General features: G+C 69.9%; 18 protein-coding genes. 11 read left to right on the forward strand and 7 right to left on the reverse strand.

Annotated features, from left to right (window positions below):
* The first annotated feature begins 26 nt into the window (after positions 1-26).
* From C8P66_RS05565 to C8P66_RS05580, 4 genes are all read left to right on the forward strand, one after another.
* The gene (locus tag C8P66_RS05565; RefSeq protein ID WP_111397171.1) at positions 27-674 is read left to right on the forward strand and encodes a hypothetical protein; all 648 of its coding nucleotides are present in this window, start codon (positions 27-29) and stop codon (positions 672-674) included.
* A gap of 13 nt (positions 675-687) precedes the next feature.
* On the forward strand, positions 688-1,638 hold the full coding sequence (locus tag C8P66_RS05570) for a hypothetical protein (protein ID WP_111397172.1): 951 nt from the start codon (positions 688-690) through the stop codon (positions 1,636-1,638).
* Between the two features lie 13 nt (positions 1,639-1,651).
* Entirely contained in the window at positions 1,652-3,253 is a 1,602-nt protein-coding gene (locus C8P66_RS05575) for a Dyp-type peroxidase (protein ID WP_111397173.1), read from the forward strand.
* Positions 3,254-3,379: 126 nt separating this feature from the next.
* Positions 3,380-4,357, forward strand: a complete 978-nt coding sequence (locus C8P66_RS05580; protein WP_111397174.1) for a Bug family tripartite tricarboxylate transporter substrate binding protein — start codon at positions 3,380-3,382, stop codon at positions 4,355-4,357.
* Positions 4,358-4,363: 6 nt separating this feature from the next.
* On the opposite strand, the gene C8P66_RS05585 is transcribed toward C8P66_RS05580, so the two are convergent.
* Positions 4,364-5,281, reverse strand: coding sequence for a M48 family metalloprotease (locus C8P66_RS05585; protein WP_111397175.1), 918 nt, complete (start codon positions 5,279-5,281; stop codon positions 4,364-4,366).
* A 42-nt stretch (positions 5,282-5,323) separates the two neighbouring features.
* Between C8P66_RS05585 and C8P66_RS05590 the strand changes: the two genes are divergently transcribed.
* Positions 5,324-5,497 (forward strand): DUF1674 domain-containing protein, encoded by a 174-nt coding sequence (locus C8P66_RS05590; RefSeq protein WP_111397326.1) that lies wholly within the window; start codon positions 5,324-5,326, stop codon positions 5,495-5,497.
* Positions 5,498-5,610: 113 nt separating this feature from the next.
* Here the strand turns inward: C8P66_RS05590 and C8P66_RS05595 are convergent, their stop codons facing one another.
* Positions 5,611-6,396: a DUF4394 domain-containing protein gene (locus C8P66_RS05595; protein ID WP_111397176.1), complete on the reverse strand. Its 786-nt coding sequence runs from the start codon at positions 6,394-6,396 to the stop codon at positions 5,611-5,613.
* A gap of 117 nt (positions 6,397-6,513) precedes the next feature.
* The gene (locus C8P66_RS05600; RefSeq protein WP_146422722.1) at positions 6,514-6,993 is read right to left on the reverse strand and encodes a hypothetical protein; all 480 of its coding nucleotides are present in this window, start codon (positions 6,991-6,993) and stop codon (positions 6,514-6,516) included.
* A gap of 57 nt (positions 6,994-7,050) precedes the next feature.
* Here C8P66_RS05600 and C8P66_RS05605 point away from each other — a divergent pair, with 57 nt between their 5' ends.
* From C8P66_RS05605 to C8P66_RS05620, 4 genes are all read left to right on the forward strand, one after another.
* Positions 7,051-7,734, forward strand: coding sequence for a phosphatidylserine decarboxylase (locus C8P66_RS05605; protein ID WP_111397178.1), 684 nt, complete (start codon positions 7,051-7,053; stop codon positions 7,732-7,734).
* Complete coding sequence (locus C8P66_RS05610) at positions 7,731-8,609, forward strand: CDP-alcohol phosphatidyltransferase family protein (protein WP_245903250.1); 879 nt, start codon at positions 7,731-7,733, stop codon at positions 8,607-8,609. Before C8P66_RS05605 ends, C8P66_RS05610 begins: the two co-directional genes overlap by 4 nt.
* A 115-nt stretch (positions 8,610-8,724) precedes the next feature.
* Complete coding sequence (locus C8P66_RS05615) at positions 8,725-9,447, forward strand: GvpL/GvpF family gas vesicle protein (RefSeq protein WP_158537107.1); 723 nt, start codon at positions 8,725-8,727, stop codon at positions 9,445-9,447.
* Between the two features lie 51 nt (positions 9,448-9,498).
* A complete protein-coding gene (locus tag C8P66_RS05620; RefSeq protein ID WP_111397180.1) occupies positions 9,499-10,941 on the forward strand; it encodes a protein adenylyltransferase SelO in 1,443 nt (480 codons plus the stop codon).
* 18 nt (positions 10,942-10,959) lie between these two features.
* On the opposite strand, the gene mdoH is transcribed toward C8P66_RS05620, so the two are convergent.
* The 3 genes from mdoH to C8P66_RS05635 form a co-directional block, all read right to left on the reverse strand.
* Complete coding sequence (gene mdoH, locus C8P66_RS05625; protein WP_111397181.1) at positions 10,960-13,080, reverse strand: glucans biosynthesis glucosyltransferase MdoH; 2,121 nt, start codon at positions 13,078-13,080, stop codon at positions 10,960-10,962.
* A complete protein-coding gene (locus tag C8P66_RS05630) occupies positions 13,068-14,600 on the reverse strand; it encodes a glucan biosynthesis protein (protein WP_111397329.1) in 1,533 nt (510 codons plus the stop codon). Before C8P66_RS05630 ends, mdoH begins: the two co-directional genes overlap by 13 nt.
* A gap of 120 nt (positions 14,601-14,720) precedes the next feature.
* The gene (locus C8P66_RS05635) at positions 14,721-15,140 is read right to left on the reverse strand and encodes a DUF6481 family protein (protein WP_111397182.1); all 420 of its coding nucleotides are present in this window, start codon (positions 15,138-15,140) and stop codon (positions 14,721-14,723) included.
* A 158-nt stretch (positions 15,141-15,298) separates the two neighbouring features.
* Between C8P66_RS05635 and C8P66_RS05640 the strand changes: the two genes are divergently transcribed.
* Entirely contained in the window at positions 15,299-16,189 is an 891-nt protein-coding gene (locus C8P66_RS05640; protein WP_211314036.1) for a polysaccharide deacetylase family protein, read from the forward strand.
* Positions 16,190-16,192: 3 nt separating this feature from the next.
* Here the strand turns inward: C8P66_RS05640 and C8P66_RS05645 are convergent, their stop codons facing one another.
* Complete coding sequence (locus C8P66_RS05645; protein WP_111397183.1) at positions 16,193-17,170, reverse strand: RluA family pseudouridine synthase; 978 nt, start codon at positions 17,168-17,170, stop codon at positions 16,193-16,195.
* A gap of 117 nt (positions 17,171-17,287) precedes the next feature.
* On the opposite strand from C8P66_RS05645, the gene C8P66_RS05650 reads away from it, so the two are divergent.
* Positions 17,288-17,563 (forward strand): AbrB/MazE/SpoVT family DNA-binding domain-containing protein, encoded by a 276-nt coding sequence (locus C8P66_RS05650; RefSeq protein WP_111397184.1) that lies wholly within the window; start codon positions 17,288-17,290, stop codon positions 17,561-17,563.
* The last annotated feature ends 12 nt before the right edge of the window (positions 17,564-17,575 follow it).

Raw genomic sequence — 17,575 nt, forward strand, 5'->3', positions numbered from 1 at the left:
GCTCGCATGAGCGGGGGGGAGCCACGATGTCCAACGTCGCCGGCAAGGCCTATGGCATGAACGTCCTCACGCCCATGCGGCCGTGGAAGACGTGGATCAACCGGTTCATCTTCATGGTGGCGCGCAGCCAGCCGCGGCAGCTTGGCGGGCTGCTCGGCCTGTCCATCATCCATTTCGCGCGCTGGGTCATCATCAAGCGCGACCAATGGCCGGACCTCGGCCAGGGCAGGCCGCGGCTCGGCAATGACTACATGCTCTTCGTGAGCAACTTCAACGGCACCTGGGACCAGTACATCGACGCCTTCTCGGATGGCATCCCGAACGGGCTGGACCTGTTCTGGTACGCCAGCACGAAATATCCGGGCTCGATTCCGATCACCCCGTTCAAGGACTACATCCGGCACAATCAGGTCGATGTGGACAGCTATTACAACGCGACCCCCGGGGCGGCGCAGCGGGACATCAAGGCGGCGCTGCGGGTCTGGATCGCGATCGACGCGCTTGCCGCCGACCATGCGCGGATGGCGCCCGAGGCCTTCGCCGAGGCCTGGTGCCGCGCGCTGGTCAGCGTGCAGAACGACCTGCCCTCACCCGGCTATGCGCCGGTCGCGAGCAACGACACCCAATCGGCCGACCGCAACCGCGAGGCGCTGGTGCGCCGCGCGCCGAGCTGAAGGGGATACCGCGATGCCCAACTTCGATGGCGGCCACTACTTCCTGACCGTTCTGGTGCCGGTGCGGGAGGAGCTGGTGGCCGATCCCAGGGTCGCCGGGATCGTCACCTCCCATGTCGAGGCGCTGCGCCAGGTGCTGGTCGCGCTGCCGACCGCGTTGCAGACCCCGGCGACCGAGCAGATCGGGCTCAACAGCCCCTTCGCCCGCGACCGGCGCACGCATTTCGCGCGCTTCACGGTGATCGACGATGTCGCCTTCAACGGTCGCGGCCAGCGCGATCCGATCAAGGTGGCGCTGCTGGGGCCGAAGCCGTGGCAGACCGATCCGGTCGATGCGCTGCCTTGCGCCTATCTCCTCTTCGTCGCGGATTTCGATGCGGCCAGCGGCGATGTGGCCGAACTCGACAGCTACCTCACCGGGCTCTGGGCGGTGATGGCGCCGGAGCTGCGCGAGATCCTGATCCATTGCCGCGGCCATGACCGGCTGACCGATGCGGCGGGAGTCTGCCGGCTGATCCGGGACTGCCAGGTCGAGACGACGATGCCCTTCAACGACTACTGGTCAACAGCCCCCAGCCTGCCGACGCTGGACATCAAATCGCTGCTGATCCCGGTCGCGGTCGCGGCGGTGGTGCTGCTGCTCGGGATCGTGGTCGCACTCTTCGGCGGACGGGCGGGCATCTGGCTGCTGGTCGCGGGGCTGGTGGGGCTGGTGCTGACCGTGTTCCTCGCCTGGCGGCGGGTCGTGGCGGCGGGGATGGCCCCTTTTCCGACCGCGCCGCGATCCGACCTGCCGAGCGTGCTGAAGGCGCTTTATCTGCAACAGCAGTTCATCCGCTTCGCGATCCGCATGCAGGGCGCGGAGCCGGCGGCACTGCATGCGGGTTTCGGTGATTTCCTGCGGCAGCACCGGCCGGAAGATGTCGCGGCACCCAGCCAGCATGCCGGCACGGTGCGGTCATGAGGGGGACATCGCCATGACCGTGGCACTCGACCTTGCCGATATCCAGGGCAATATCCTCTCCGCCTATGGCCGGCTCGGCTTTCCCAAGGGCCGGTTCCTGGTGCTGCATGTCCATGATGCGAAGGCCGGGCGATCGGTGATCGAAAACCTGCGCCCCCGCGTCACCACCGCGGTGCGCTGGCCGTCGCGGCACGAGCCGCCGGCGCAGGGGCAGGTCACGCAGCTGCGCCCGGAGGTGACGCTGAACATCGCCTTCACCTTCCACGGGCTGATCGCCATGGGCGTGCCGATCCGCACGCTGCGCGGCATGCCCGATGAATTCATCGACGGCATGCCGGCCCGCGCGGATATCCTCTGCGACAACTTCCCCGATGACATCAGCACCACATGGGACCCGGTCTGGTGCCCATCCTCCGACAGCGCCCGGCGCATCCATGTGCTGATTTCGTTGAACGCGCAGATGCAGCCCGATGGCACGGCGGTCGCGCAGCTGGATGAGCTGACGCGGCAGATCATCGGCCTCTGCGCCGCGAGCGGCGGCGTGAGCGTGCTGGAGGGCCATCGTGGCGCCGATCCGCGCTGGCAGGATCTCTCCGCGCTGTTGCAGCAGCAGAAGGATGGCAGCTACGCGCCGATCCCGGTCGAGCATTTCGGCTTCGTCGATGCCATCGGCGATCCGGTGTTCGAGGGCCAGATGCCGCCCGCCCGCGCCGCGACCGCGATGATCGGCCAGGGTGCGCTGATGCCCGACCAGAGCTGGCGACCGCTGGCGACAGGGGAATTCCTGCTCGGCCACCCGGATGAAGCGCAGGAGATCGCGGGTGCTGCGATGCCGCTCGATTTTTCCTACAACGGCACCTTCATCGCCTATCGCAAGCTGCACCAGAACATCGCCGCCTTCAGAACCTTCCTGACCGGGACGGCCACCCGCTTCGCCGCCGTGATGGGGATGCCCCTGGACGAGGCGCAGGCGACGCTGATGGCCAAGATCGCCGGGCGCTGGGGCGATGGCGTGCCGCTGGTGGTGGCGCCGACCTTCGCCGATTGGATGACCTTCCGCGAGCGGCGCGTGGTCGCGGTGCAGACCAAGGATGCGGCGGCCCAGGCCGTGCTGGATCGCGCCATGGTCGATTTCACCTTCGCCGATGACCCGCTCGGCGCCAAATGCCCCTTGGGTTCGCATCTGCGCCGCGCGAACACGCGCGACATGCTCGACCCAACCTTGAGCGATGTGAGGGAGCGCGGAGGCTCGGTGCTGAACAACCGCCGCCGCATCCTGCGCCGTGGCCTGCCCTATGGCGCTGCCGAGGCGGAGGAGCATGGCATCGTCATGCTCGCGACCTGCGCCAGCCTGTTCCGGCAGTTCGAGTTCGTGCAGCAGCAATGGATGCAATACGGGCTGGACTTCAACGCCGGCAACGACACCTGCCCGATCATCGGCAACCACGATGACGAGGCGAAGTTTGTCATCCCCGCCGATCCGGCCAGCGGCAAGCCGCCCTTCATCTGCGACCGGATCCCGCAGCTCGTCGAAACCCGCGGCGGCGACTACTTCTTCGTCCCGAGCATGACCGCGCTGCGGCAGATTTCGACCGGCACCGTCGATCCGACCTGAACGAATCGCGCCCAGGCCCGCTTACAAGACCAGCGGGCGGGGCCTAGGATCGTCCCGAACCCGGTCGGTAGCGGGGCGGGCCGGTGGCACCGCCGCGCACGGCCGGGGCCTTCTGGAGAAACGACCATGCCCCTTACCCGTCGCGACACCCTTGGCCTGTCGATCGCCCTGGTCGGCGCCGCCCGCGCCGCCGTGGCGCAGGACGCCGCCTATCCCAACCGCTCCATCGCGCTGATCGTGCCCTTCGGCCCGGGCGGCGGCACAGACATCCTGGCCCGCATCCTGGCCCAGCAAATGACCCCCCGGCTTGGCCAGTCGCTGGTGATCGACAATCGCGCGGGGGCGAGCGGCACCCTCGGCATGGGCGTGCTCGCCCGCGCCCGGCCGGATGGCTATACTTTGGCGATCGCGCCGAACGGCACCTTCGCGATGGCGCCGGCGCTCTACAGCCTGCCCTATGACAGCGACACGGCCTTCGCGCCCATCGGGCTGCTGGCGACCAATGCCATGTTCGTCTGCGTCCACCCGGCCGCGGAATGGCGGACGCTGGCGGCGCTGGTCACGGCGGCCAAGGCCCAGCCGGGCCGCCTGACCTATGCCTCGGCCGGGGTCGGGGCGACCAACCATCTCGGCGTGGAGCTGCTGATGGAGATGTCCGGCACCGACATGCTGCATGTCTCCTACCGATCCGCCGCGCAGGCGGCGCAGGCGGTGATGACGCGCGAGGCGGTGCTCTCGCTGGTGGACGCCTCGGTTGCCCTGCCCTTCCTGCGCTCGGGCGATCTCCGCGCCCTGGCGATCACCGGCAGCGAGCGCAGCAGCAAGGCGATGGAGGTGCCGACGGTGGCCGAGAGCGGGTGGCCCGGCTATCGCGCCTCGGTCGATCTCGGCTTCTTCGCGCCAGCCGGCACGCCGCAGCCGATCCTGGACCGGCTGGCCGTGGAGGCCGGCGCCGTCATGAAATCCGATGAGATGAAGGCGCGGCTGGACAGCTTGGCGATGGACGCGCTCGGCGGCAGCCCGACCGAATTCACCGCCTACCAGGTCGAGGAATCGCGCAAGTGGCGGGATCTGGTGCGCCGTCGCGGCATCAAGCTGGAGTAGGATCGCCTAGCCCCAGGGCCCCCGCCGCCGTGGCGCGCTGCCCCATGGCCCGGGCTTTCCGCGCGGCGCCATGGGGGCGGCGATCACGCTCTGCCCCGCCATCGCCTCCAGCGCCGCCACCCGGCTTGCCGTCGAGGGATGCGTCGCGAACAGCCCCGCGAGCCCGCCGGCGAAGGGGTTGACGATGAACAGATGCGCGGTGGCCGAGGTCGCGCCATGGTTCGGCACCTCGCGCCCCTGTTCCAGGTGCAGCAAGGCGCCCGCCAGCCCCAGCGGGTCGCCGGCGATCTCCGCCCCCCTGCGGTCCGCCTCGTATTCCCGCGACCGGCTGACCGCCATCTGCACGATCATCGCCACCAGCGGGGCCACGATCGCCGCCAGCAGCACCCCGACCATGCCGAGCGGATTGTTCCGGCTGTCGCGGTTGTAGGCGAAGAGCCCGCCGAATTGCGCGAGCAACCCTATGCCGCCGGCCAGGGTCGCGGCGACGCTCATGATCAGCGTGTCGCGATGGCGGATATGCGCCAACTCATGCGCGACGACCCCCGCGACCTCCCGCTCCGGCAGGCTCGCGAGCAGCCCGGTGGTCACCGCGACGGCGGCATGCTCCGGGTCGCGGCCGGTGGCGAAGGCATTGGGCTGGTCCTCATGGATCAGATACAGCGCCGGCATCGGCAGCCCGGCGCGGGCGGCGAGGCGGGCGGTCAGGGCATGCAGGGCGGGGGCCTCGGCCGGGCCGACCGGCTCGGCATGCTGCATCCGCAGCACCGCCTGATCGCTGCCCCACCAGGCGTAGAGGTTCATCGCCGCCGCGACGCAGAGCGCGATCACAGCACCCCCACGCCCGCCGATGAGCCCGCCCACGACGACGAACAGCCCCGTCAGCAGAGCCAGCAGCAATCCGGTTTTGATCACGCCCCCCATGGGCCCCTTCCTTTCCGACGTCAGGACACGCAGATGGGGGTGATGACGAAGCATCCTCAAGAGGCAGCGGTCACGCCGCTGCCCGAACCCGCCCCCCCCGCCACCGCTGAGAAGCCCCAGCCGAAGCCGATGCCGACCGAGCACGGCGGCCCCAAGGGCCCCGAGCCGACCCGCTACGGCGATTGGGAACAGAAGGGGCGCGTCACCGATTTCTGAACCGATTTTCTGGGGCCCCAAACGCAACACGGGCCGGAACGGGGGTGTCCCGTTCCGACCCGGTCGGCTGATCCCGTCGCGGCGGGGGAGGGATCAGCCGCGCGCCAAGTGGCTCAGCGCATCGCCGCGATGTCGGTGATTTCCGAGGCCGGCAGGTTCATGACCATGCCGAGCATCGTGGGGGCGCCGTTTTCCAGGTTCACCGTGTGCAGGGCACCGCCGGCGAGCAGGTAGGGCGTGTTCACCGTGCCCTCCGTCAGGATGTCGAAGGCGATGCCGGCCGGCAGGCCATCGCCGATGCGGCCACGGGCGATCTGCACGCCGTCGTTCGGCGGGTTCTGCATGTTCAACTGACCGAGCATGGTGTCGATCGTGTAGAGGCCCGTGCTCGTCGTGCCGGCCACCGAGTTGGTGTAGGCGCCGGCGGTGACGCGCGGCATCGTCTCGGACCAGGCGGTGCCGGCGGCGTATTTCACGCTGCCGTCACGGGTGACCGCGCCGGTCTCGGGGTGGATGCGGAAATTGGTGCCGTTCATGCCCATCAGGCGGATGCGGTCGGCGACCGGGTTGAAGTCCACGATGCTGCGCCCGCCGCCGACGAAGGGCTCGGACAGGCGGGCCACCGGGGTCGCCATGCCGGTCATGGCGTTGATGGTGACGATCTGGCTGTTGGTGGTGATGCCGTAGAGCATCCCGTTGGAGGGGCGCAGGTCGATGCCGAGCAGCATCCCGTCGGCGCCATGCACCATCACCGGCGCGGTGGCGCGGCGGGTCACGGTGTCGATGTGCACCAGATGGTTGTCGGCGGTCAGGCCGATCAGCGTGGCGGCATTGGCGGCGGGGGCGGCGGCGATCAGGGTGGTGGCGAGAAGCGCGAGTTTGAGGCTGCTGGGGGTCATGGCGTTGTCTCCGTGAGTATCCGGCAGGACCCGACGGCCCCACTGCAGTCGATACGGAGCGCCGGGCGCAGTGGATGCGGCGCCCTCATCACGGGAACGCGAGGTGCTGGTTTTCTTTTAGCGCCCCATCCCGGCCTCCGACCCCGCCAGCTTGTCGAGCCAGGGATCGAGGCAGAGCGCGAAGGTCACCAGCGCCGCCACCATCGCCACCGCCGAGGTCGGCGCGGGCAGATGCGAGCGCGCCTCCACCCGCAGCCGGTGGTCGGGCAGCAGCCGCAGCGTCCATCCCTTGGGCAGCAGCGCCCGCAGCGCCGGCAGTGCCGCGAAGACGGCGGCGCGGTCGGCCCCGGTCGCGGTGGCGGGCAGCCGCCCGGCCTCGGCCGAGAGGAACAGCCCGCCATCCAGCGCCGCCCGGCAGGGCTTGCCCCGCCAGGCGAAGCGCAGGGTGGGGGCGAGCCCGGGCTGGCGCGGGCTGACCAGCCCATCCGCCTCCGAGACCGCAAAGGCACCGAGGGGCAGCAGGCCGGGCGCAAGCGCGGGGCCTGAGGCTGGGGGAGCCGAACCCTGGAAAGGGGCGGCGTGAGTCGGGGGGGGCATGTCCATCGCGTGTTCAGGGTTGACCGGCAAGGGTGAACAGAGGATCAACCGAACCCTATGGCCCTCCTGCAAAGTCTCCAGATGGTGTTGGCACCGCCGCACCGCGCCGCAACGCCCTTCCTGGCCGGGGGGGCGGCCGTGGCCGTCGTCGGCGGTCTGCTCGCCGGGGGCTGGCTATTCTGGCCCGGGCTGATCTTCGTCCTGTTCTGCCTGTACTTCTTCCGCGACCCGGAGCGCACGCCGCCGCCGCGGCCGGGGCTGGTGCTGGCCCCCGCCGATGGGCGCGTCGTCTCGGTGATGCCGGCGGTGCCGCCGCTGGAGCTCGGGCTTGGCCCGGATACGCGCTGGCGGGTGGCGATCTTCCTCTCGGTCATGGATGTGCACATCAACCGCTGGCCGGTCGAAGGCACCGTCAAGCGCATCGCCTATCGCCACGGCAAGTTTCTGTCCGCGAACATGGACAAGGCGAGCGACGACAATGAGCGCAACGCCATCGCCATCGCCTTGCCGGATGGCCGCGATGTCGCCGTGGTGCAGATCGCGGGCCTCGTCGCCCGGCGCATCCTGTGTTTTGCCCGTGAAGGCGATGTGACCGAGGCGGGCGCCCGTTTCGGCCTGATCCGCTTCGGCAGCCGCACCGATGTCTATCTGCCCCCCGGCATCCGCCCGCTGGTGGCCGAGGGCCAGACCATGATCGGCGGCGAGACGGTGATCGCCTCGCTGGAAGGCCCGCTGGCGTGATCCGCCCGGGTGCTGGGAGAGACGGGACACCCCGGCGGTTCCGCCACTTCCGGCGCCGCATCCGGCCGCGTTTCGACGGCCTGTCCTTCAACCGCCTGATCCCGAATATCCTGACCATGCTCGGGCTGTGCTCGGGGCTGGTCGCGATGCGCTTCGCGCTGGAGGGGCATTGGGAACAGGCCGCCAGCCTGATCGTCGTCGCCGCTGTCATCGACGGGCTGGACGGGCGTCTCGCGCGGTTGCTGAAGGCGACCAGCCGCTTCGGCGCGGAATTCGACAGCCTTGCGGATTTCCTCTCCTTCGGCGTGGCGCCGGCCTTCATCCTGTACCTCTGGACGGTCAGCGCGATGGGGCCGATCGGCTTCGTCCCCTGCCTGCTCTTCGCCGTCTGCTGCGCGCTGCGCCTCGCGCGCTTCAACGCGGCGCTGGATGCGATGCCCACGCTCGCGCCCAAGCCCGCCTATGCGCAGTCCTTCTTCACCGGGGTGCCGGCGCCGGCGGGCGCGGGGCTGGCGCTGTTCCCGCTCTTCGCCAGCCTGGCGCTGGATGGCTGGGGCTGGCACGGCTTCGCCCATGTCCTGCGCTACCCGGGCTTCATCGCGCTGGTGCTGGTGCTGGTGGGGGCGACGATGGTCAGCACCCTGCCGACCTGGTCGTTCAAGAATTTCCGGGTGCCGCGGCATCTGGTGCTGCCGCTGCTGCTGGGCATCGGCGGCTATGTGGCACTGGTGGTGGCCGAGCCCTGGGCGGCGCTTGCCGCGGCCAGCATGATCTATGGCGGGATGCTGCCCTTCTCCTTCCGCTCCTACCAGCGCCTGCGGCGCGAGGCGGAGGAACTCCGCGAGCCCGTCCCCGGCGAATTGCCCGAGGGCTGAGGCGCTTCACCTCCCGTAAATCCCGCGGCGGCTAAAGCTTCGGCCCAGGCAGGCGGCAGGGTGGCATGGCACACGGGACAAAATGTTTCCGAACAGTGGTCGGGTGGCTGGCGGCATGACCGGCCATCCAGACGCCGCCGAGGCGCTCTACACCTATGCCATCGTCGCGGCCGGCACCCTGGCCCCCGCGGTGCCGGGGCTGTTGCCGGGCAGCAGCGTCGAGGTGATCGCCGAGGGCCCGGTCGCGGCCCTGGTCAGCCGGGTGCCGCGGGCGCCCTTCCTGACCCGCGCGCAGGACACCGCCTGGGTCGCCGATCTCGCCGCGCGGCACCTCGGCGTCTGCGCCGCCCTTGGCGCCCCCTGCCTGCCGCTGGCCTGCGGCGTGATGTTCACCACCGCCGCCCCCCTGCGCGACTGGCTGCGGGCACGCGGCACCGTGCTGGCGGCGGCGCTGGAGCGCGGCGCCCCCGGCCCGGTAGGTGACCCTGCGGCGCTCCAGCCCGATGTGGTCGCGGCCGGGGGGCGGACCCTGCAGAGCCTCGCCCGGCTGGAAAAGGCCCAGGAAGCGGTGCGCCTGGCCCGGCGCGCCGCGACCATCGCCCGCCTCGCCGCCTTGCTCGATGGCCATGCCCGCGCCCGCATCCAGTCCCATCCCCTGGGCCCGGTGCAGACGGCGCTGGTGCCGGCGGCCGAGGCCGCGCGATTGCGTGCCGCGCTGGATGCCCAGGCGGCCGAACTGGCCGCCAGCGGCGTCGGCCAGCCGCTGGGGATCCCCGGGATCGGAACAGCCTGGCCCGCGCCGGTCTTCGCCAAGCCCGCGGTGAACGACACGCCCTGAACCAGACCGGCGGGGCTGGCATCGGCGGCGGATTCGCCCCAAGTGGCGGGTATGCCGATCTCCTCCGATTTCCACCCCGCGACCCGCCACCAGGATCTGGGGGAGGAGTTCTACGATCTCGTCGCCCCGGCGGAGTTCCCCGCGCACATCCTGCGCTACCGCAACCAGGACTGGGCCAACCGGGTCGGGCTCGGCACCCTGACCGATGCGGAATGGATCGAGCATTTCGGCCGCTTCATGCCGCTGCCCGGCAGCTTCCGGCAGCCGCTGGCCCTGCGCTACCACGGCCATCAGTTCCGGCATTACAACGCCGATCTGGGCGATGGGCGCGGCTTCCTCTTTGCCCAGGCGCATGACCGCCGGGATGGGCGGCTGCTGGATTTCGGCACCAAGGGCAGCGGCACCACCCCCTGGTCACGCGGCGCCGATGGGCGGCTGACCCTGAAGGGCGGGGTGCGGGAGGTGCTGGCCAGTTCGATGCTGGAGGCGCTCGGCGTCGATACCTCCAAATCCTTCAGCCTGATCGAGACCGGCGAATCCCTGCATCGCGGCGACGAGCCCTCGCCCACGCGGTCGGCGGTGCTGGTCCGGCTCAGCCATTCGCATATCCGCATCGGCACCTTCCAGCGCCTCGCGGCGCATGGCGATGTCGAGGGGATTCAGCGCCTCGTGGATCATGTGGGGCGGATCTATCTGCCCGAGGTGCATGCCGAGGGGGATGCCGCGCGGGCGGAAAAATTCTTCGGCGCCGTCTGCCGCCGCGTCGCGCAGACCGGCGGGCGGTGGATGGCGGCGGGCTTCGTGCATGGCGTGCTGAACACGGACAACGTCAATGTCACGGGGGAATCCTTCGACTACGGCCCCTGGCGCTTCCTGCCGACCTACCAGCCCGGCTTCACCGCCGCCTATTTCGACCACAACGGACTCTACGCCTATGCGCGGCAGCCCGATGCGTTGGCCTGGTCGCTGTCGCGCCTCGGCAACTGCCTGCTGCCGTTGGGCGATGAGGCGCTGAAGGCGGGGCTGGAGACGGCGCTCACCGAATTCGGCCCCGCGCTGCAGGCCGCCTTCACCGATGCGGTGGTGCGCCGGCTTGGCCTGCACCCGCATGGTGTGGAGCGCGACACCGCCCTGGCCGCCGCCCTGTTTTCCGGGCTGGAGACGACGCAGGCGCCCTTCGACCAGGCCTTCTTCGACTGGCGCGGCGGCATGGCGGGGCCGGTCTCGCGCAGCGCCAGCCCTTCGGCGGACCACTATGCCTCGCCCGCCTTCGACCCGTTCCGGGACGCGATCGCGGGCTATGAGCCGGCCCATGATGCCGGGCTCGATCATCCCTATTTCAAACGGAAGACGCCCTGCTCGATGCTGATCGAGGAGGTGGAGGCGATCTGGGCGCCGATCGCCGCCGAGGATGACTGGTCCCGCTTCACCGCCAAGCTCGCCGGGATCGGCGAGATGGCGGAGGCGATGGGGAACCGGGCGGATCTGCGATGACCACCCGGGTGCCGTAGGTCAGGCTCGCGCCAGCGAAACCAACCGCTCCACGCCCTCGCCCTCGGCCAGCACCGCGGCCTTCTCCTTGGGCGTCAGCAGCCGCAGCGCGGTGCCGAGGTCATCCGCCTCGGCGAGCTTCGCCTCGCCCAATACCGCATCCACATCCAGTGGATCGATGCCGCGCCGGCGCGGCGGCGGCAGCAGCCGCCGATGCAGCCGGAGCAGCGCCGCATCCCCGGCCAGGCGGCTCGCCGCCTCGCCCGCCGGCTCGCCCAGGCCGCGCAAGGCGAGCGCCCGGGTCAGCACCTCCGGCGGCCGGCGTTCCTCGGGGATCAGCAACAGCCCCATCCAGCGCAATGTCGCGCCGGCGCCGGGCCGGGCGGTCAGCCAGACCAGCGGGATCGCCAGCACCAGCCCCGCAAGCACCGGCGACATCCACAGCGCGAGCCAAGGGGACACCAGCCAGGCGGCGATCCCCGCACCAACGCCAAGCACCGTGTGCAGCCAGTAGCCGCGCACCACCACGCCGAGCGGCAGGCGGCCATCGTCGCGGCTTTGCGCGCTCCAGCCCGAATCGCGGCCGCGCAGGATCGCGATCACCTGGACGGTCTGGGTCAGCATGGTGATGGGCGAGAGCATCGCCGCGATCAGCGTCTCCAGCAGCATCGACAGCACCAGCCGGATCGCGCCCCCGGCGGCGCGCCGGTCCTGGCCATTCAGCAGGAACACCAGCAGCGCCAGCACCTTGGGGATCAGCAGCAGCATCATCGTGCCGGCAAAAACCCACATGGCGCGCACCGGATCGACCAGCGGCCAATGCGGAAAGAGCGTTGGCGCGGCGGGGAAGTATTCGGGGCGCACGAAACGCGCCTCCAGCGAGATGCAGAAGCCGAGCAGCAGGAACAGCAGCCAGAGCGGCGCCGTGATGTAGGAGCCGATGCCGGTCAGCAGATGCAGCCGGCTGACCCAATGCAGCCCCCGCGTCGGCAGCACCGCCGCATGTTGCAGATTGCCCTGCGCCCAGCGGCGGTCGCGCACCGCGATATCCATCAGCGTCGGCGGGCCCTGTTCGTAGCTGCCGCGCAGCAGCGGCAGCATGTGCACGCCCCAGCCGGCGCGGCGCAGCAAGGCGGCCTCGACGAAGTCGTGGCTGAGGATATCGCCACCAAAAGGCTTGCGGCCCCGCAGATGCGGCAGCCCCGCCGCCTCGGCGAAGGCGCGGGTGCGGATGATGGCGTTGTGGCCCCAGTAATTGCCCTCGGCGCCATGCCACCAGGCGATGCCCTGGGCGATCAGCGGCCCGTAGATCCGCCCGGCGAATTGCTGCATCCGCGCGAGCAGGCTCTGCCCCGAGATCGAGACCGGCAGCGACTGGACCAGCCCGGCATCCGGGGTCGCCTCCATGGCGGCGGCGAGGTGGTGCAGCGCCTCGCCCTCCATCAGGCTGTCGGCGTCCAGGATCAGGAAATGCTCATAGGCGGCGCCGAAGCGCGTGACCCATTCGGCGATGTTGCCGGTCTTGCGCGACACGTTGCGGCGGCGGCGGCGGTAGTAGATGCGCGCGGCCGGATCGAGCCGCCCGCGCATCGCCTGCCAATGCGCCTCCTCCGCCACCCAGATGTCGGGGTCGGTGGTGTCGCTGAGCACGAACAGATCGAAGGCATCCGCGACGCCCGCGGCCAGCAGCGAGTCATGGATCGCCTCGATCCCGGCGAAGATGCGGGCCGGCGGCTCATTGTAGGTCGCCATGAGCAGGGCGGTGCGGGAGCGCAGCGGCGGCAGCGGCCCGTCGCCGGGCAGCAGCCGCGACCCGTCGCCGATCAGCATGATGCAGAAGCCGGCAAGCGCGCTGGTGAAGGACACCGCGACCCAGGCGAAGAGCAGCACGAAGGGGAACAGGATCAGCACTTCCAGCGTGCTCATGCTGTCGCCGTTCAGCACCAGCGACATCTCCCGCGTCGCGGCCAGGGTCATCACGATGGCGCCGCTGATGACCAGCAGGCGCCGCCAGCCGATCCCGCGCGGCCCGGTCGGCTGGCGGGCCGGCGTGGAGGTGCTGAAATCCTGCTCGGGCATGGCCAGCGGCGCCGCGGGGGGCAACGCCTCGATGTGCAGATCCTGGGTGGTCAGGGTGTCCATCGGTAGAGCCAGATCTCCGACAGCGGTCCCTGCGCATCCTTCAGGCTGGCGCGCAGCTCGACCTGGGGGGCGTTGCCGGGCAGCAGTTCGAAGGCGATGCGCACGCCGCCGGTCTCGGGGTTGAACTCGGAGGAGATGTTGCGCACCTCGCCGGGGCTGCCGGAAACATTGGTCTCGAAGGGCGCGCCATTGCGCAGCGCGTCCAGCCGCCCGCCGACCGCATCCAGCACGATCCGCCGCGCCCGTGCCTCGGAGCCCACGCCGATCCGCGTCGAGGTGAATTGCGCCAGCGCCGCATTCCCCGCCCGTGCGCCCTCCCAGTACAGCCGGTAGGTCAGCCCGTATTCGCCGCGCGCCCGCATCGGCTGCGCCGGGCGCCAGAAGGCGACGATGTTGTCGTGGATCTCGTCATTGGTCGGGATTTCGAAGAGCTGGATTTCGCCCTGGCCCCAATCCCCGATCGGCTCGACCCAGAGGCTCGGGCGGTCCTGGTAATGCGCTTCCAGATCCTGGAAATTCGTGAAGGCCCGGCTGCGCTGCATCAGTCCGAAGCCGCGCGGATTGGTCTCGGCGAAGGCGCTGACCTGCAGGTCGCGCGGGTTGGACAGCGGCCGCCAGATCTGCTCCCCTTGCCCGGTCGTGACCATCAGTCCGTCGCTGTCATGCACGGCGGGGCGGTAGTCGTCGATGCCGACACGGTCGTTGGGGCCGAAGAAGAACATGCTGGTGGCGGGCGCGATGCCGATGCCCGGCAGTTCGACGCGCGGATAGATCGTGGCCTCGACGTCGAAGATCGTCGCCTCGCCGGGGCGGATGGTGAAGCGGAAGGCGGCGGCGGCACTCTGGCTGTCCATCAGCGCATGCACGACCATGGTCTGCGCGCCCTGCACCGGGCGTTCGATCCAGAAGGCGCGGAACAGGGGGAATTCCTCCCCCTTCGGGTCGCCGGTGCGGATCGCGAGGCCGCGCGCCGACAGCCCGTAGATGTGCCCCTTGCCGAGCCCGCGGAAATAGGAGGCGCCGAGGAAGGCGCAGACCTCGTCGAAGTGGTCCGGCCGGTTCAGCGGATGCGTGAGGCGGAAGCCCGCGAAGCCGAGGTCCGCATCATCCGGCGGCCGGGGCAGGGGGCCGAAGTCGAACTGGTCGGCGCGGTATCTGATCGGGTGGGCGATGCCGTCGGCGACCTCATGCAGCGCGATCCGGTTGGGATAGAGGAAGCCGCGATGGAAGGGCTGCATCTGGAACGGCAGGCCGTCATTGGCCCAGAGCGCCTGCTCCCGCTTGAAGCGGATATGGCGGTACTGGTCATATTCCAGGTCCCGCAACCCGGCCGGCAGGGTGGTTTCGGGCGGCCGGAAGGGCTGGGCGGCCAGTTCGCGGGCCATGCCGCGCAGGCTGCCCATGTCGAAACGCACCGGGGCCGCGGCCGATTGGGCCGTGGCATCCGTGGAACTGCCGGTATCCACCACGGCCACCAACAGGGCGGCCGATCCGAGCACTCCGAACTGTCGTCGCTGCAAGGTCACCGCCTCCTTCAATTCGCGTCCGAGGGCGCAACGGGTCGATGGCGTTGAAGTTGCGTGACGTCTGAGTGTGTTCGCAGCGGGCCGGCGGGCAGCCTGCCGGCCCGCGACGAAAGCCTAGCGCCGCGCCTTGCGGGCGGCGTAGCGGGCGTCGCGCGCCACCTTCTGGGCGGCAGCCAGTTCCACGGCGCGCTCAGCCTCCAACGCGCGCTCCTCGGCGGCGCGGACTGCTTCCTCGGCCGCCAAAGCGGCTGCGGCCGCGGCGGCGGCCTTGCGCTCGACCTCGCGCGCGGCGTCCGCCTCGGCCCGCTTCACGGCGGCCAGGCGCTGGCGCTCGGCTTCGGCCTCGCGTTCGGCCTCACGCTCGGCCTGGCGGGCCTGCCGCGCGGCGGCAATGGCCAGGCGCTCCTGCTCACGCGCGATGACGGCGGGATCATCGGGGCCTGGCTTGGCCAGGAATTTTTGCAGGATCGCCTGCTTCGCCTTCGCCGCCGTGTCCAACCGATTGTTGACCCGATCGTCTTTGTAACCCGCCATTCTCGCTTTCTCTGGATTGCCGCGGGGAGGAGATCCCCGCAGTGAAAAGGGGCGTTTAGCAGCAGCGCGCGATAAGTGGAACCGATGAGCGCGGCCGCCCCCGATTGACTCGAACCGGGGCGCTCCGCAGCCTTGCCCCGCGTGATGCAGGAGTGACCATGACCGACGGCATGCTGCCCACCGAACGACACAGCTTCTCCGCCATCGTGGACCGCCCGCCCCTGGCCCTGCCGGGCAAGGCGAGGATCATCGTCTGGACCATCGTGAACCTGGAGGTCTGGGACATCTCCCGCCCCATGGCCCGCCAGGTGATCCCCGCGCCGACCGGCCAAATGCTGCTGCCCGATGTCGCCAACTGGTCCTGGCATGAATACGGCATGCGGGTCGGCGTCTGGCGCTTCTTCGACCTCTACCGCCGCCTGGGGCTGCGGCCCACCCTCTCCATCAACGCCCGCGTCTGCACCGATTACGCACGCGTGGCGGCCGAGGCGCGCGACGCCGGCTGGGAGTTCATGGGCCATGCCTATGAACAGATGCCGATCCACAAGGTCGATGACCAGCGCGCCATGATCCATCGCAGCATGGACCTGCTGCAAGGGTTCACGGGCAAGCGACCCGTGGGCTGGCTCGGGCCCGGCCTGACCCAGACCCTGGAGACGCCGGAGCTTCTGGCCGAGGCCGGGGTCAAATACATCGGCGACTGGGTCTATGACGACGAGCCGACGGTGATCCGCACCCACAATGGCCCGCTGGTCACGCTGCCCTATTCCGTCGAGCTGAACGACATCCCCATGATGATCGTGCAGCACCATGAGAGCGGCTACTGGAAGCAGCGGGTCATGGACCAGTTCCAGCGCCTGCATGCCGAGGGTGGCGACCGCCCCAAGATCATGGCGATCGCCATCCACCCCTATATCTCAGGCCAGCCGCATCGCATCCGCTACCTGGAGGAGATCTACCAGGAGATCGCGGGCTACGATGGCGTGCTGCATTGGAACGGCGAGCAGATCTACGACTGGTACAATGGGGTGGCGCAAGTCCACCCCTGACGCTCAGGGTATGCGGCGCGACTTTGGTGTGCGCGGGGCCTCGAAGCCGAAATAGGCGAAGGTTTCGGCCATGTGCGGCGGCAGCGGCGCCGAAACCTCCAGCGTCCCGCCCAAGGGATGCGGCAGGCGGATGGTGCGGGCATGCAGATGCAACTGCCCCGACACATCGGCCATATGCGCGGCCGAGCCGCCATACTTGCCATCGCCGAGGATCGGCGCGCCCAGCGCCTCCAGGCAATGCACCCGAAGCTGGTGGGTGCGGCCGGTCAGCGGCTTCAGCTCCAGCCAGGCGGCGCGGCGACGGACGACGTCCAGCGTCCGAAAATCGGTCACGGCGCGGGTCGCGTCCAGGGCACCCGGTTCGGCCGCGGTCATGCGTTCGCCACGGGTGCCGGGGGCCTTGGTGAGGGCCATTTCGATGCGGCCCTCGGGCGGCACCGGCTCGCCGACCACCACGGCCCAATAGGTCTTTTCCGCATCGCGGCCGCGGAAGGCGGCGGCGAGCTTGGACGCGGCACCCGCCGTGCGCGCCAGCAGCAGCACGCCGGAGGTGTCGCGGTCCAGCCGATGCACCAGGCGGGGGCGTTCCTCGGCGTCGAAGCGCAGCGCCTCCAGCATCCCGTCCAGGTGCTTGGTGATGCCGGGGCCACCCTGCACCGCCAGGCCGTGCGGCTTGTCGATCGCGATCACCGCCTCGTCCCGGTAGAGGACCAGGCGTTGCAGGTCCTTGGTCTGGCGTTCGTCCACCGGGCGCGGGGCGGCTTTCGGGGCCTGGCCCTCGGGCAGCGGCGGGACGCGGACGACCATGCCGGGGTTGAGGCGGTCATTCGCCTCCGCCCGCTTGCCGTCGACACGGATCTGGCCGGTGCGCAGCATCTTTTGCAGCGCGCCCTGGGTGAGTTGCGGGAAATGGCGGCGGAACCAGCGGTCGAGGCGGGTATCGGCGTCGTCGGAGGCGACGGTGAGGTTGGCAATGGACATGATGGCAGGCGCGTAGCGGAGGGGCGGCGTGGCGTCCAGCGAAACATCTTGACGTTTAGGATAATATACCTTACTACCTTACCATATTACTATCTTATTCCCTTACAGGAGGGTTCGATGACGCTGCCCATGGCGAAGATGACGGTGAAGAACCAGTTGACCCTGCCCAAGGCGGTGGTCGAGGCGCTGGGCAACCCCAGCCATTTCCGGGTGCAGGTGCATAAGGATGCGCTGATCCTGTGGCCGGCGCGGTTGGTGACGGCGCGGGACCATGCGGCGCGGTTGGCGACGGATGAGGCGACGCTGCGGGCGGCCAAGGCGTGGAAGCAGGCGGAGAAGGCGCGGTTGGTGGGGGAAGATGGCATGGATGGGGAGGGAGGGCAAGGAAAATAAGCCGATAACACG

Origin of the sequence: Humitalea rosea, from assembly GCF_003253705.1 — a bacterium.
In the GTDB taxonomy this organism is placed as follows: Bacteria; Pseudomonadota; Alphaproteobacteria; order Acetobacterales; family Acetobacteraceae; genus Humitalea; species Humitalea rosea.